The sequence below is a fragment of the Microcystis sp. T1-4 genome (assembly GCF_000297435.1).
GTDB lineage: Bacteria > Cyanobacteriota > Cyanobacteriia > Cyanobacteriales > Microcystaceae > Microcystis.
Window position 1 is genome coordinate 1 of sequence record NZ_CAIP01000407.1, and the last position, 13,401, is coordinate 13,401.

The 13,401-nt window shown below is 43.4% G+C and carries 11 protein-coding genes; 6 read left to right on the forward strand and 5 right to left on the reverse strand.

Going from position 1 to position 13,401, the window contains the following annotated elements:
- Positions 1-125: 125 nt before the first annotated feature.
- Complete coding sequence (locus MICAI_RS19215) at positions 126-1,601, reverse strand: YifB family Mg chelatase-like AAA ATPase (protein WP_369751920.1); 1,476 nt, start codon at positions 1,599-1,601, stop codon at positions 126-128.
- A gap of 231 nt (positions 1,602-1,832) precedes the next feature.
- On the opposite strand from MICAI_RS19215, the gene MICAI_RS19220 reads away from it, so the two are divergent.
- Positions 1,833-2,174 (forward strand): histidine triad nucleotide-binding protein, encoded by a 342-nt coding sequence (locus tag MICAI_RS19220; protein ID WP_008206093.1) that lies wholly within the window; start codon positions 1,833-1,835, stop codon positions 2,172-2,174.
- 102 nt (positions 2,175-2,276) lie between these two features.
- Complete coding sequence (locus MICAI_RS19225) at positions 2,277-2,813, forward strand: retropepsin-like aspartic protease family protein (protein WP_008206095.1); 537 nt, start codon at positions 2,277-2,279, stop codon at positions 2,811-2,813.
- Positions 2,814-2,844: 31 nt separating this feature from the next.
- On the opposite strand, the gene hppD is transcribed toward MICAI_RS19225, so the two are convergent.
- Complete coding sequence (gene hppD, locus MICAI_RS19230) at positions 2,845-3,930, reverse strand: 4-hydroxyphenylpyruvate dioxygenase (RefSeq protein WP_008206097.1); 1,086 nt, start codon at positions 3,928-3,930, stop codon at positions 2,845-2,847.
- A gap of 173 nt (positions 3,931-4,103) precedes the next feature.
- Positions 4,104-4,808: an SDR family oxidoreductase gene (locus MICAI_RS19235; RefSeq protein ID WP_008206099.1), complete on the reverse strand. Its 705-nt coding sequence runs from the start codon at positions 4,806-4,808 to the stop codon at positions 4,104-4,106.
- A 131-nt stretch (positions 4,809-4,939) separates the two neighbouring features.
- Here MICAI_RS19235 and sat point away from each other — a divergent pair, with 131 nt between their 5' ends.
- From sat to MICAI_RS19250, 3 genes are all read left to right on the forward strand, one after another.
- Entirely contained in the window at positions 4,940-6,109 is a 1,170-nt protein-coding gene (gene sat, locus MICAI_RS19240; protein WP_008206101.1) for a sulfate adenylyltransferase, read from the forward strand.
- A complete protein-coding gene (locus MICAI_RS19245; protein WP_008206103.1) occupies positions 6,106-8,181 on the forward strand; it encodes a caspase family protein in 2,076 nt (691 codons plus the stop codon). The genes sat and MICAI_RS19245 overlap by 4 nt, the downstream gene beginning before the upstream one ends.
- 75 nt (positions 8,182-8,256) lie before the next feature.
- Positions 8,257-9,909: a DUF6930 domain-containing protein gene (locus MICAI_RS19250; RefSeq protein WP_008206104.1), complete on the forward strand. Its 1,653-nt coding sequence runs from the start codon at positions 8,257-8,259 to the stop codon at positions 9,907-9,909.
- A 219-nt stretch (positions 9,910-10,128) separates the two neighbouring features.
- Here the strand turns inward: MICAI_RS19250 and MICAI_RS19255 are convergent, their stop codons facing one another.
- Together MICAI_RS19255 and MICAI_RS27375 are read right to left on the reverse strand one after the other, a co-directional pair.
- Positions 10,129-12,111, reverse strand: a complete 1,983-nt coding sequence (locus tag MICAI_RS19255) for an ATP-dependent nuclease (RefSeq protein ID WP_008206106.1) — start codon at positions 12,109-12,111, stop codon at positions 10,129-10,131.
- Entirely contained in the window at positions 12,108-12,245 is a 138-nt protein-coding gene (locus MICAI_RS27375; protein WP_172969286.1) for a hypothetical protein, read from the reverse strand. The genes MICAI_RS19255 and MICAI_RS27375 overlap by 4 nt, the downstream gene beginning before the upstream one ends.
- A 450-nt stretch (positions 12,246-12,695) precedes the next feature.
- Here MICAI_RS27375 and msrA point away from each other — a divergent pair, with 450 nt between their 5' ends.
- The gene (gene msrA / locus MICAI_RS19260; protein WP_008206109.1) at positions 12,696-13,358 is read left to right on the forward strand and encodes a peptide-methionine (S)-S-oxide reductase MsrA; all 663 of its coding nucleotides are present in this window, start codon (positions 12,696-12,698) and stop codon (positions 13,356-13,358) included.
- Positions 13,359-13,401: the final 43 nt, after the last annotated feature.

Below are 13,401 nucleotides of genomic sequence, written 5' to 3' on the forward strand. Positions count from 1 at the left end.
GAACCTAGAAGAGCCCTGCTTTCTGACTCCTATCTCCTGAATACTGTCTCCTGTCTCCTGAATACTGTCTCCTGAATCCTGACGACCGACTCCTAACCCCACCAACAAACTTTTTGCCGCAAACCCTAACTTAAACGATCAAGAGTGCGATACTGAATTGCTTCGGCAACGTGGGAACTTTTCAGCATTTCACTATCTCCTAAATCGGCAATGGTGCGGGCAACTTTGAGAATGCGATCCATTGCTCGGGCCGATAAACCCAATTTTCGGATTGCCCCTTCTAAAATATGGCGACTGCTATGATCAAGAGCGCAAAAACGCCGCAAATGCTCGGAATTCATCTCCGCATTAGAGCGAATCCCCGTATTCTGAAAGCGATCGCTGGCCTTTTGTCGGGCCCCTTCTACCCGTTGCCGCACCTGCTCAGAAGCTTCTCCCCGACTCTCTTGGGTCATTTCTTCTGGTTTCAGGCGATTTACCGTCACTTGTAGGTCAATACGGTCTAAAAGCGGTCCCGATAATTTCGCCCAATACTGTTCCCGTTGTCGCGGTGAACAGCTGCAGGGTTGCACCGAATCACCGTAATAACCACAGGGACAGGGATTGGTACTGGCCACCAAGGTAAAACGGGCCGGAAAAGCGACGGAAAGACGAGTGCGAGAAATGCTCACATAACCATCCTCTAGGGGTTGTCGGAGATATTCCAAGACACTGCGCTTAAATTCCGTTAATTCGTCCAAAAATAAAATACCACGGTGGGAAAGGGAGATTTCCCCCGGTCGGGGATAAGTGCCACCTCCCACCAGCGCCGCTCCGGAAGCGGAGTGATGGGGACTGCGAAAAGGACGCTCGCGCACCAGAGAACCTCGATCTTTCAGTAATCCAGCGACGGAATGAATCTGGGAGACTTCTAGGGATTCGGCAAAGGTAAGCTGGGGCAGAATTCCGGGTAAACGTCGCGCTAACATGGTTTTACCGCTACCCGGTGGCCCGACAAAAATTAGGTTATGACCTCCAGCTGCGGCAATTTCCAGGGCCCGACGGCCAATTGCTTGACCTTTAACATCCTTGAGATCGGGAAGATTTACCCGCGATCGCCCAAATTCTTCGGCAGCGTTAAAAGTCATCGGTGAATAGCGATCGGGTTCATTTAAGAAATTTACCACTTCCGATAGATGACGAAACCCATACACTTGTACGCCTTTGACCACGGCTGCTTCTTTGGCATTATCGGCGGGAACCACTAAACCCTTGATCCCCATTTTTTCGGCGGCGGCAGCAATCGGTAAAACCCCCGCCACGGGACGCAAACTACCATCGAGGGATAATTCACCTAAAAAGAGAAAATCCCCCAATAAATCGGCTTCTACCTGTTCGGAAGCCCCTAAAATGCCGATACTAATCGGTAAATCATAAATCGGCCCCTCTTTGCGGATATCGGCGGGACTTAAATTGATGACAATTTTGCGGATGGGAAAGGCAAATCCGGCATTTTTTAGGGAAGCTTTTACCCTTTCTTTCGACTCCTGCACGGCGGTATCGGGTAAACCCACCACGGCAATTCCGGGTAATCCCCCCGATACATCCACCTCTACCCCGATTTTAATGGCATCGATGCCGATAATTGCCGCACTCCAAACCCTTGCTAACATTTTGGCTCAAGTAAAAATAAAGTGAGTTCTTAGGAAAATGAAACAGGATGTTAGGCTAGTTTTCCGCATAAAAATGATTTTATCTGGGAATTTACCCTGAAAATCAGCCTATTTCTGGGGATAACCTAACCAGAAAAGCTGAGAGCTTAATGGTATAGTTAAAAAAAAAGCAATTTGTCTATGAGCGAGACTATTTTTAGCAAAATTATCCGGAAAGAAATTCCTGCCTCGATCGTCTATGAAGATGATCTGGTTCTCGCTTTTCGAGATGTTAATCCCCAAGCACCCACCCATATCCTCATTATCCCCAAAAAACCGATTCCGAAACTAGAGGAAGCCAGCGACAGCGATCGCGATTTATTGGGACATTTGTTACTAACTGTTAAAAAAGTGGCCGCCGAAGCTAAATTAAGTCAAGGTTATCGAGTAGTGATCAATAATGGGGAACATGGAGGTCAAACCGTCGATCATCTTCATGTCCATCTTTTAGGCGATCGCTCAATGTCTTGGCCTCCGGGTTAAACTCCTGTTATTTTCCCCCATTTTTGGGGAATTTTAGAGCTAGAAGCGTTCTTTTCCGAGTCAGTCTTCTCGATTTAGTTATTTTTTGCTTCTGTTGAACCCATGAATAGGTCTATTTCTGCGATCGCATTGTCCAGCACCCTGCTGTTATTTCCCTTCACCCCTACGACTCTCGCTCAATCGGAATGCTTTCTCCAAAGAGCAGATGGACAACACATAGATCTTAGCCGTCTCTGTGGCGGTTCATCCAGAAATAGGAAAAATTCCCCGCAAGTTTATCAGCTACCGATTCAACGCCGGGTTAACGGCATTCCCACGGTGATGGTAGTTTTTAATAACCGTCACTATTATGAAATGCTTTTTGATACGGGAGCTAGTGGTATCGTCCTCACCGATGCCATGGCGAAAGCGATGAAAGTCAAACGGGAAAAGGAAGTACTCGCTCATACCGCCGGCGGTGTCGTTACTGTGTATCTTGGTCGCATTAATTCTGTTAAAGTGGGCGAGGTGGCTTTATCTAATCAGATTGTTGGTATTTCTCCCCAAATGGAAGGGTTAGGACTCTTGGGACAAACTTTTTTTGGTTCCTATGATGTCACGATCAAAAAAGATGTGATTGAATTACGTTATCGTTCATAGTCTCATGGGAAAAATTATCGCTTTTCTGACTCTAATCTAAAGTTCCTCTCTGTATTTGTTCCCGTTCGATCGCTTCAAATAAAGCCCGGAAGTTGCCTTCTCCAAAACCTCTAGCGGCATGACGTCGCTCGATTAATTCAAAAAAGAAAGTCGGCTGGGAAAAAATTGGTTTAGTGAAAATTTGCAGTAAAGTTGGCTTTTCCTGGAGAGAATAACTATTTTGTTCAAAATCGATGAGAATTTCCTTTTTTTTAATTTCTGACCATTCCCAATCAGCAATATTAAAATCTTTTTTTTGATAGTTAATTTGTTGATAATAACTGTCGGGAACTGATAAAAACTCTATCTTTTTTTCTCTTAATTTTTGAGTTAAGTTCACAATATTTTCGGTTTTTAAAGCAATGTGTTGAATGCCAGATTTTTGATTAATATCTAAAAATTCTTGTATTTGAGAACTGTTACTATCTGGCTCATTAATCGGTAATTTTAATTCAGTTTTCGGGTAAACAAGTACCTGAGAATAAAGACCAGAACGCTCCGTTTTAATAGTAAAAGTTTGCCTTTTTTTAAAGCCTAAATTTTCCTCATACCAATTGGCTGTTAACTCTAAATTCCCTTGAAAAACATTTAAAACTAAGTGATCAATTGCCAGAATATCCTGATTATATTGTTGCTGACTATCGTATTGAATCAGATGAGGATCGGCTAAAATTGGCGTGATTCCCTGCCTTTCAATTAACGTATGTTTGAGATCAGCAATGCTAGAGATTTGACAGCTTTTTATCTTACCCCTAGCCAAAACAGTTTCCTCAATAAAAATATCCTGTTTAATTCTCCTAGCTAAAGTGTCTAAATCCTCCACTTGAAAAGCTACATCCGCCACCCCTTCAGGATATTTACCTAAAAATTCCGCCACGGGACTAAGGGAATTTAAGGGAGAAGATAAGATAAAAATAATCTGTTTAGTTTTATCTTTTTGGATGCCATTGCCGACTATTTCCGTGTGTGTGTGGAGATTAACTAAACTTGCGATCGCCTGAAAATCCATCACCCGCACAAACCAATCCCGCCATTTTTTGGCCGATTCTACATAAAAATGAATATGATCAACAAACATAGATAAAGTCAAAAAAAGGTTTTTTTCAGTGAGCAGTAAACATTGAAAATAAAACTCCGAACTTGCCACTTAATGCTATTGACTGACAACTCAAATCTGAACACTGATAACTGATAACTGATAACTGATAACTGACTCCTGACTCCTGACTCCTGACTCCTGACTCCTGAGGATTAAAAAAAGAGATGACTATCGGGTTGAATATTAATTTCCATGGGGACGGCTTGGGGTTCAGCATTCATGGCAAAATAGATAGCATCGGCGGCGGTTTGAGCGGTTAACATTTTAGTGCGATCAACTTTTAAGCTCACCTGATCCCAAAAAGGAGTATCGACACCACCAAAATAGAATAAAGTCATTTTAATACCATAGCGTTTTAACTCATCGGCCAAACATTTACTAAAACCGACCACCCCGTACTTAGAAGCACAATAAGCGGCAGCCATAGCCATAGAATGCTTACCTAAAATTCCCACCACATTACAGATATGACCGGCTTTATTTTCCTTCATCACATTAGCGGCAGCCTGACAGGTATAAAAACTCCCCTTCAGATTGAGGTCGAGCATTTTATCTAAATCTTCCGGCGTGATTTTATTATATTGTTTCATCACACCGGCTCCGGCCGCATTAACCAACACATCCAACCGGCCGTAATGGGAGACAATTTTTGCCATCAAAGTTTCCACCTGAGTGGGATTGGTGATATCCGTCGGCACAATTAACGAGGGACAAGACAACTCACCAGCTAAATTAGATAAATTATCGGCATTTCTGGCCACTAATACGAGTTTATGACCATTAACAGCTAGTTTACGGGCTAAAGTGGCACCGATCCCCCCCGTAGCACCGACAATCAGGACAACTTTTTCGCTCATAATTATTGATAATTCTTTACAAATCTTATTGTAAACTGTTCCAACGGGAAAATCATCGCCGGACCCAACCCCTTGATTAAGGGTTAACCAACTTCTGATAGGATAAACCGTGACAATGTAAAGAAATTTTTATGACTGTACTGACCGAAGGAATCGCGCCCCACGGTGGGCAATTAATTAATCGTATTGCTACCGCTGCCGAAAAAGCCGAATTTCTGGCCCTAGCTGAAAAACTACCGCGAGTTTCCTTAGATGAACGAGCGCTCTCGGATTTAGTTATGATTGCTATCGGTGGTTTCAGTCCCCTCAAAGGCTTTATGGAACAGGACGACTACGAAAAAGTCGTCGATGATATGCGTCTAATCAATGGTTTACCCTGGGCAATTCCCGTGACTCTTTCCGTTAGCGAAGAAGTGGCGGATCCCCTCAAAGAAGGCAACTGGATTCGTTTAGATGACAGCGAAGGCAACTTTGTCGGAGTCCTAGAACTAACCCAAAAATACCGTTATAATAAAGCCCACGAAGCAGTTAACGTCTATCGTACCGACGACCAGAAACACCCCGGGGTAAAAGTCCTCTACGAACAGGGAGAAATTAACCTCGCAGGTCCGATTTGGTTACTTCAGCGCGATCCTCATCCTCAGTTTCCCAAATATCAGATCGATCCTCTACAATCGCGCCAGATGTTCCACGAAAAAGCTTGGAAAACGATTGTCGGTTTCCAAACCCGTAATCCCATCCACCGGGCCCACGAATATATTCAAAAATGCGCCCTAGAAGTGGTAGATGGTTTATTCTTGCATCCCCTTGTCGGCGCTACCAAAAGCGATGATGTGCCGGCCGATGTGCGGATGCGTTGCTATGAGATCATGATGGATAAATACTTTCCCCAAGATCGCGTTATTCTAGCTATCAACCCCTCAGCTATGCGTTACGCCGGCCCCCGGGAAGCAATTTTCCACGCTATTATCCGTAAAAACTACGGTTGTACCCATTTTATCGTCGGTCGTGACCATGCCGGAGTCGGTGACTACTACGGAACCTACGATGCTCAGTATATCTTTGATGAGTTCGAGCCGGGGGAATTGGGAATCGTGCCAATGAAGTTTGAACACGCTTTCTACTGTACCCGCACTTCGGGAATGGCAACCACCAAAACTAGCCCCAGTTTACCGGAAGAAAGAATCCACCTTTCGGGAACGAAAGTCCGGGAACTGCTGCGCAAAGGAGAATTACCACCTCCGGAATTCTCCCGTCCAGAAGTGGCTGCCGAATTAATCCGGGCTATGCAAGGATCATGAACATAACTAGGCGAGAATTTGTCCAGCAGACAGGTTGGGGGTTGCTGACTTTGGCGATTAGTCAAGGGACAGTTAACCGTCATTTGGCCGCTCTCGCCGCCCCTAATCCCCGAAAATTGGCTCTTTTAGTCGGTATTGACCAGTATGGGGCGAATATTCCGCCGCTGCCCGGCTGTCTTACCGATGTGGAGTTACAAAAAGACCTTCTCCGTTATCGTTTTGGCTTTCAGGATGCTGATATAGTGACTTTAACGGGAAAAAAAGCCAGTGGAGAAGCGATCGAAGCGGCTTTTTTAGAACATTTGATCGCCCAAGCCAGGTTGGGGGATGTGGTAATTTTTCACTTTAGCGGTTATGGCAGTCTTGGGGCCGGAAAAGAGGTTTTTATTACTGCTGATGGGGCAGAAAATGCTTTAATCAAGGAAAATATCCTGCTGATGGCTCGCTGTCTAGCTACGGATAAGTTTAGCTTGATTTTTGATAGTAGTCATCTCCCCCAACCTCAGCCCTATCTCGGTAATCTCCGCGTTCGTTCCTATCCCGAAAGCCTTACTGATCTTAACCCCGCCGAATTAACTTTCGCTACCGATATTAAAACCCGTTTTAACCTCAAAAATAAGCCTAGTAACGGCGTTATTCTCGCTGCCGCTAAACCGGAGCAAATCGCCCTGGAATTGAGCGGTAATAGCCCCAATGCTGGCTTATTCACCTATGATCTCACCCAGTATCTCTGGCAAGCTTGCCCCAGTCCGACAATTGCGATCGCTTTTCCCCATCTCCGTAATCTTGTCGCTAGTCACAGCAGTCAACAACAGCAGCCGGCAATCCTAACCAGTAATCAAAAAAATAATTCTGCGCCGCCATATCATATACAGCCAGAAAAGTCAAGGGGGGGCGCAGCAATTGTTACAAATCTTATTGATGAACGCACCCTAGAAGTCAATCTGGTCGGCCTGCCCTTAGAAATCCTAGAAAATTACGGGATTAACTCCTGTTTGAGCTTTATTGAGGCGACTGGGCAGGAAATCAGCCTAAAAATTCTCTCCCGTCAGGGTTTAAAAGCCAAAGCCCAGTTATTATCAGCAACCGCCTCCCTAGAAATAGGACAGATTCTAGAGGAAAAATTGCGGGTTTTTCCCAGTCAAATCGGCTTAATCGTCGGTTTGGATAGTAACTTAACCCGGATTGAACGGGTAGATGCCACCAGTACCTTTGCCAGTTTGCCCGATGTGGCCGCCGTGGTTAACATTGGTGAACAAACGGTAGATTGTCTCTTAAGTCGAGTTGGTAGCGAAGAAACTGGCAATTATCAACTATTATCTCCCAATGGCTCCCTAATTATCGGTAGTTTAGGGGCGGCCAACGAAGCAATTAAATCGGGAATCAAACGACTGCAATCGCAACTAGAAACCCTGCTGGCCTGCAAATTGTGGCACTTGTTGATCAATCAAGAATCCTCCGGTTTAGCCGTCATCGTCACCCTGGAAAGCCTCGATCAAACCTATATCTCCACGCTACAAACCCAAAAAATCGCGGGTAGCAGGGGGAATAATACCGCTAAAAATGACTTAATTCTGCCCGTCGGTACGGAAATTCGCTATCAAATCGAGAATCAAGAAGAACAACCCCTCTACGCACTGATCCTTGTCCTCGACAGCGATCGCCAACCGCTTTTATACTGTTCCCGTCCGGAAAACCCAGATAATTTCAGCAATTCCAGCCCATTAGCCCCCTTTGTCGTGGCGGCCAAAACCAAGGCCACCATCCCCAATGACCGCCAAGAACATTGGAAAATTAGTCAAGCCAAGGGCATCAGAGAACATCTCCTGATCTTCAGTCGCCATCCTTTCCCCAACACCTTAACCCTTCTCAATGCCACTCAAAGCCTCAAGGGAGAAGCAACCCAACTGCTCACCCTGACTAACCCCCTAGAAATAGCCAGAGCTTTCTGGAGCGATCTAAAATTAGATTTAGGTCTAAAAATGGATAGTTCTGGCAGTGTCATTGATGAATACGCCTTTGATCTGGGAACTTGGTCAGGTTTCCGGTTTATTTATCAAGTTATCGACTAAATCGATAGAATGATTCTATGGAATCCTTGAAAAGAAAAGGTTAAAATCCTAACACAGCTACCCCTAAATTTCCCGATGAATCTTCTGCCCCGGACGACCCAAAGCCGCCTCAAAAAAATCCCACAAATTCCCAGCGTTTGGGAAGGAGATCGTCGTGCTTTATCCTTATCCGAGAGGATGCCCCGGGCTACCCTAGAACCAAATCAAGAAAGCGGTGGCGAGTGCGTGATCTGGGTGGATGGCAGCGAGGGCTGTGTACGCGCTATGGAAGTAGTTTCCCCCGAAACCGGGCCCGAGGCCATGGTGAGAACCTTAATCCGCGCCATCGAAACACCCCAAAACCCCGCCCGGCCAGCCAGACCGAAAAAAATTATCGTCCGCGATCGAGAAACACAGTTTTTTCTGCGCGGGGTACTGCAAGATCTCGATATCACCATCGATTATGTCCCCAATTTGCCCCTGATCGATGATCTCTTTCGCGGATTCGAGGAATTCCAAAATAACCGCCCCCCGGCAATTCCCCTCGCTTGGCAGTCCGCTTTAGTGAAAACCGCTCACGAAATTTGGAAAGCTGAACCCTGGTCCTGTTTAGCTGATTACGATATTTTGCAAATTAAGCTCGATCGCCCCGATTTCCCGAATCTTTACGCCTGTGTCATGGGAATGCTCGGTCGGGAATACGGAGTCATTCTCTATCGTTCCCTGGAATCCCTCAAACAATTCCGGCAGGCCGCTTTAGAAGAAAAATCGATGGAAAGACTAGAAAAAGCCTTTCTTTCCCAAGATTGCTGGTTTTTAAGCTACGAATTGGCCGATGATGACGAGGACGATGATGAGGATGACTACGATCTGGCCTCGGTCGCCCCTTCCCAAATCCATCCAGTTTTCGGCAGCGTGCATCCCTACGAAGGTATTCGCCCCTATTTGGATGAAGAAGAAGCAATCACGGTATATTTAGCTTTAATGGCTCTGTTGCGCTTTTTTAAAGGCAATCAATCCGCTTTATCCGAAGAACCGATCGGAGAATTACAGCGTCGTTTTCGCATTCCCCTCGATCCCGAACAGGCAAAAGGGGAAACTGTGGCCGTGACGGTGGCCACGATGCCCGATCTATGTGCGGAATTTATGCAACTCTTAGAGGAGGACGACGACGATGAGGATGATGATGAGGATGATGATGAGGAAGAATCCGTACTCAAGGAGAATCTCGTCCCTGATAATGCACATCTGAGTCTGGGAATGGTTCCCTGGCAATTATTGGATAAAATTCGCAATCGGCCGAAAATCCATTATCAACCCCAATCCGTACCGACAAAAGGAGAGGGTTTCCCCGTGGTGATGATCCAGACCTCCCGACCGAAAGCCAAGGAACTGATCGAAAAAATCCAACAAGCTGGCGGTTTGGAGGCCATTGGTTTTAACCCCGGCGAAGATCCCCTCGAAGATACCCGTTATGATCTCGGCATTCTGAAAATGGCTAATGGTGATCTCTATCTGTTTGGGGAATTCGAGCAAGATGATCCCGACCACCGTAATGCTCGCCGCAATTGGCAAAAACGCATCAAAAATACCGAGGGTTATTGTGGTTTGATTGTTGCCATGGGGGTAACTGGTTCCTCCTGCGGTAATCCCCAATTAAACGATATGTTAGCCCTCTACGAGGCAAAATCGATCGATAGTAAAGATTTAGACTTGGGAGTTTTAACTCTTATGCCTCACTTTGGTTAATTTGAACCGGCAGCGACGGAGCTTTTTTCAGTGAACAGTGACCAGTAATCAGTTTGTTTAGCCAATTCATTGACATACTCCCACCGTCAAGCTGCGCTATGAAGTGTAGAAATATACCCATGACGAATCGATTTTTACCGCCGCGCATGGGCAGAAATTCCCTTAACGGGTAAGTCAACTTTGATCAGTCGTTTAGGGTAGGTCATCATGGTTAAAATTCTACAATCTCGTTAAAAAATCCCACTCATTAAACCAAGTCGAGCGATCAACAAGATTGAGTAATGAAATAAAATCTTGCTCAATATTGAACTCTATATTATGAGGGCTGATCACCTGATTGATAATTGCTTGAACGTCATCTTTTTTGGCATACTTGTAAAAATCCCGTGTATTCAAAATTTGATTGAAATAGTTGCGATAAGCAGTTGATAATTGAACATCATTTTCTGGAATTGACCTATCATTTGTACCCAACATATCATCACTCTTAAGCTTATCCCGAATAGAGCGGCATTGATAGATGATTTGTTCAAATGCCTCATCATCATTGAGTAATTGCTGTAATTTGGGATTCATATAGTTCAGATAGGCTTGTTTAAGACCTTGAGCAAGACTTCCGGCATCCACTGAAATCGAATTTTGCTGGTGACTTAACCACAGAAAAAGTAACCTACCTAATTTATCAAAATCTGTAAATAAAATAGATTCAAACGTATATGCACTTGGGATATAAGTTGGCAAATTAAACCGATTATTTAAATTATTTATAATTAGATTTTTATGGTCGTCATTTAAGAAATCTCTATCAAAAATCAATACAGATTTTTGCCATAAATTCTGCTGATTTTTAATTAACTGAAAAATCTTTTTATAACTAGGTAAATCCTTAAAAATTTGAGAGACTCCACCCATCACCCAGAAAGAATATTTTTTTGTATTTATACCAATAGTATTCTTTTGTAATAACGTATAAATTGCTTTTGCATCATCCTGACCTTCGACAAAAATGATTTTATCCGCTTCAACGGCATTAATAAAATCTAAACCATTACTATTCCCTAAAGAACTAATAATAGGATTTAGCGCAGAGGGATAAATTCCTTTAAAGCGTGGCTCTACGGGAAGTTCTTGTCGAGATAAAGCATTATAATTATATTGAGGTCTATTTTCCAGATGAAATAATTGATGTAAAGAAACCTGTCGAATTAAACTTTCATTATGAGTTGTTAAAAAAATTTGTGTTGTCTCAGAGAATCTAAGCAGTGTATTGATTAGCCGACTCTGTATGTCACGATGAATATGACTATCAGGCTCATCAAAAAGAATCAAATTGAGATCATTTCTTTGCCCAAAAGAATATAAATTTAATAAAATTACAATAATCTGTATTGTCCCACTTCCCAGTAAAGAAATATCTTTTTCTATATCACGATTATCAATTTTGTAATTAATAATAACTTTGACATCATCCCGAAAATCACTAGAAGTAAAAAAGCTAACCTCTGCACTAGGGCTATCAAAGAGAATATACGACAAATCGCGCTTAAATCTCTCATACAATTGAGGATCTGCTTGATCACTATGAAGAGTGTATAGACGATTACGAATGACTTCAACCGATTCTCGCTTTTGAATTGCTTCTAGTACCTGCGGAGTAGTTAAAAATCTTTCGTCTGCTCTAATCGTTGCAACAGGAGAAGCAAAAGAACAGCCAATTGCTTTAGGAAAATTATGAAATAGTTGGTTAAACTGAAAAAAATCAAAATCTTGACGATTTAAAAATTCTAGCTTGTAGCTGTTGCCATGGGAATTTGTAATTGAAAAACCAATCTTTAATAATGGGTTTGGTCTTTGCTCAGAATATATGTCTTGAAAGATAAAAATTAATTCAATTTTTTGACTTTTATCGCACTGATAAAATAAGTCATCAATATTAGAACTACGAACCGTTTTTACATCTGTGTAAAGTAAATACTGAGTATCTTTAAAAACATAATGCCCCGCTCGATAACGTTCAGGTTTAGCACGAATTGCTTGGTATAACAAGAAGTTAAAACACTCATGCCAAAGAGCGATCGCCTCTAGCAAATTGGTTTTTCCTGAATTATTAACCCCAGTAAAGACATTAAAATCAGGATCTAAATCTACGGTAACATCTTGAAAAGACTTAAAATTTTTAATCTGAATTTTGCTGATCTTCATTCCCGTTCATCCTGCCGTAGAATTGCCTCTAGTCCAAGCTGATAATGTTCAATGCTTGTAACAGGTTGCCGTCCTAGCGTAACCGCATCTCGAATGACATAAACTTCCGACATCATCCCACAGTTAAACACCACATAGAGCCAATAGTCCCGCTTTAATCGTTCGGCTGTTTTATACTTATCTCTGATGCTAACACAATTGGGAAGTAGGTTAGCCCAATTAAATCTAATTAGGGAGCAGCCTCGTAGGTTGGTTTGAGCGAAACAATACTTGGGAGAAAACGTATTAATTCAATTGAAAAAGCGAAACCCAACAACCTCAACGCTTACTGCTTAACTCTCAAAGTAATTGGCTGATAGCATTTTTCTTTATTCGTGGCAGGCATCCTACTCGCCTCTTCCCTTCGCCGGACCGGGGTTGGGGGGAAGGGAAATTAACCATCTCTGCCATTACTTTAGAAAAATGGTATCAGTAGATTGACAAAAATTGATCTGCAGCCTCGGTTCTGATCACCGATCACTGAAATCGCCAAAATTAAGCGACAATGTAAAGTAAGGTAAAACTTTCTGGACAAATTCTTAATTATGGTGTTATTCGGATTCGGAAAAAAAGTAACTTTGCCCACAGCAAGGGAAGCACTACCCGGGCGATCGGAAAAAATGCCCGTACCTAGCGGCCACTACGTTAACGGTCATCCTTTGCAGCCCCCCTTCCCTGGCGGTATGGAAAGTGCAATGTTCGGTTTAGGCTGTTTTTGGGGAGCAGAGCGCAAATTTTGGCAATTAGAAGGTGTTTACACCACGGCCGTGGGTTATGCGGCTGGTATCACCCCTAATCCCACCTATCAGGAAGTGTGTAGCGGCATGACTGGGCATAATGAAGTGGTCTTAGTGGTCTATGATCCCAGTGTGATTTCCTACGAACAACTGTTAAAGGTTTTCTGGGAAAGTCATAATCCCACCCAAGGAATGCGTCAGGGTAATGATACGGGAACTCAGTATCGATCGGGTATCTATACCTATAGTCCCCAGCAAAAGCAATTAGCGGAAAAATCTCGATCGATCTATCAAGAAGCTCTCAATAAAGCGAACTACGGTCAGATTACCACGGAAATTCTCGACGCACCTGAATTTTATTATGCTGAAGTTTATCATCAGCAATATTTAGCGAAAAACCCCGGCGGTTACTGCGGTTTAGGGGGAACGAAAGTGGAATGTCCGATCGCTCTTGATCTGAAGTTAAATTAAGTAGGGTTAGGAGTCAGTGATCAGTTATCAGTTATCAGTTATC

What these genes read in the sequence shown, in the direction of transcription:
- MICAI_RS19220 (WP_008206093.1), top strand. Translation starts at nt 1,833, where the DNA reads ATGAGCGAGACTATTTTTAGCAAAATTATCCGGAAAGAAATTCCTGCC.
- MICAI_RS19225 (WP_008206095.1), top strand. Translation starts at nt 2,277, where the DNA reads ATGAATAGGTCTATTTCTGCGATCGCATTGTCCAGCACCCTGCTGTTA.
- hppD (WP_008206097.1), bottom strand. Translation starts at nt 3,930, where the DNA reads ATGTTTGTTGATCATATTCATTTTTATGTAGAATCGGCCAAAAAATGG.
- MICAI_RS19235 (WP_008206099.1), bottom strand. Translation starts at nt 4,808, where the DNA reads ATGAGCGAAAAAGTTGTCCTGATTGTCGGTGCTACGGGGGGGATCGGT.
- sat (WP_008206101.1), top strand. Translation starts at nt 4,940, where the DNA reads ATGACTGTACTGACCGAAGGAATCGCGCCCCACGGTGGGCAATTAATT.
- MICAI_RS19245 (WP_008206103.1), top strand. Translation starts at nt 6,106, where the DNA reads ATGAACATAACTAGGCGAGAATTTGTCCAGCAGACAGGTTGGGGGTTG.
- MICAI_RS19250 (WP_008206104.1), top strand. Translation starts at nt 8,257, where the DNA reads ATGAATCTTCTGCCCCGGACGACCCAAAGCCGCCTCAAAAAAATCCCA.
- MICAI_RS19255 (WP_008206106.1), bottom strand. Translation starts at nt 12,111, where the DNA reads ATGAAGATCAGCAAAATTCAGATTAAAAATTTTAAGTCTTTTCAAGAT.
- msrA (WP_008206109.1), top strand. Translation starts at nt 12,696, where the DNA reads ATGGTGTTATTCGGATTCGGAAAAAAAGTAACTTTGCCCACAGCAAGG.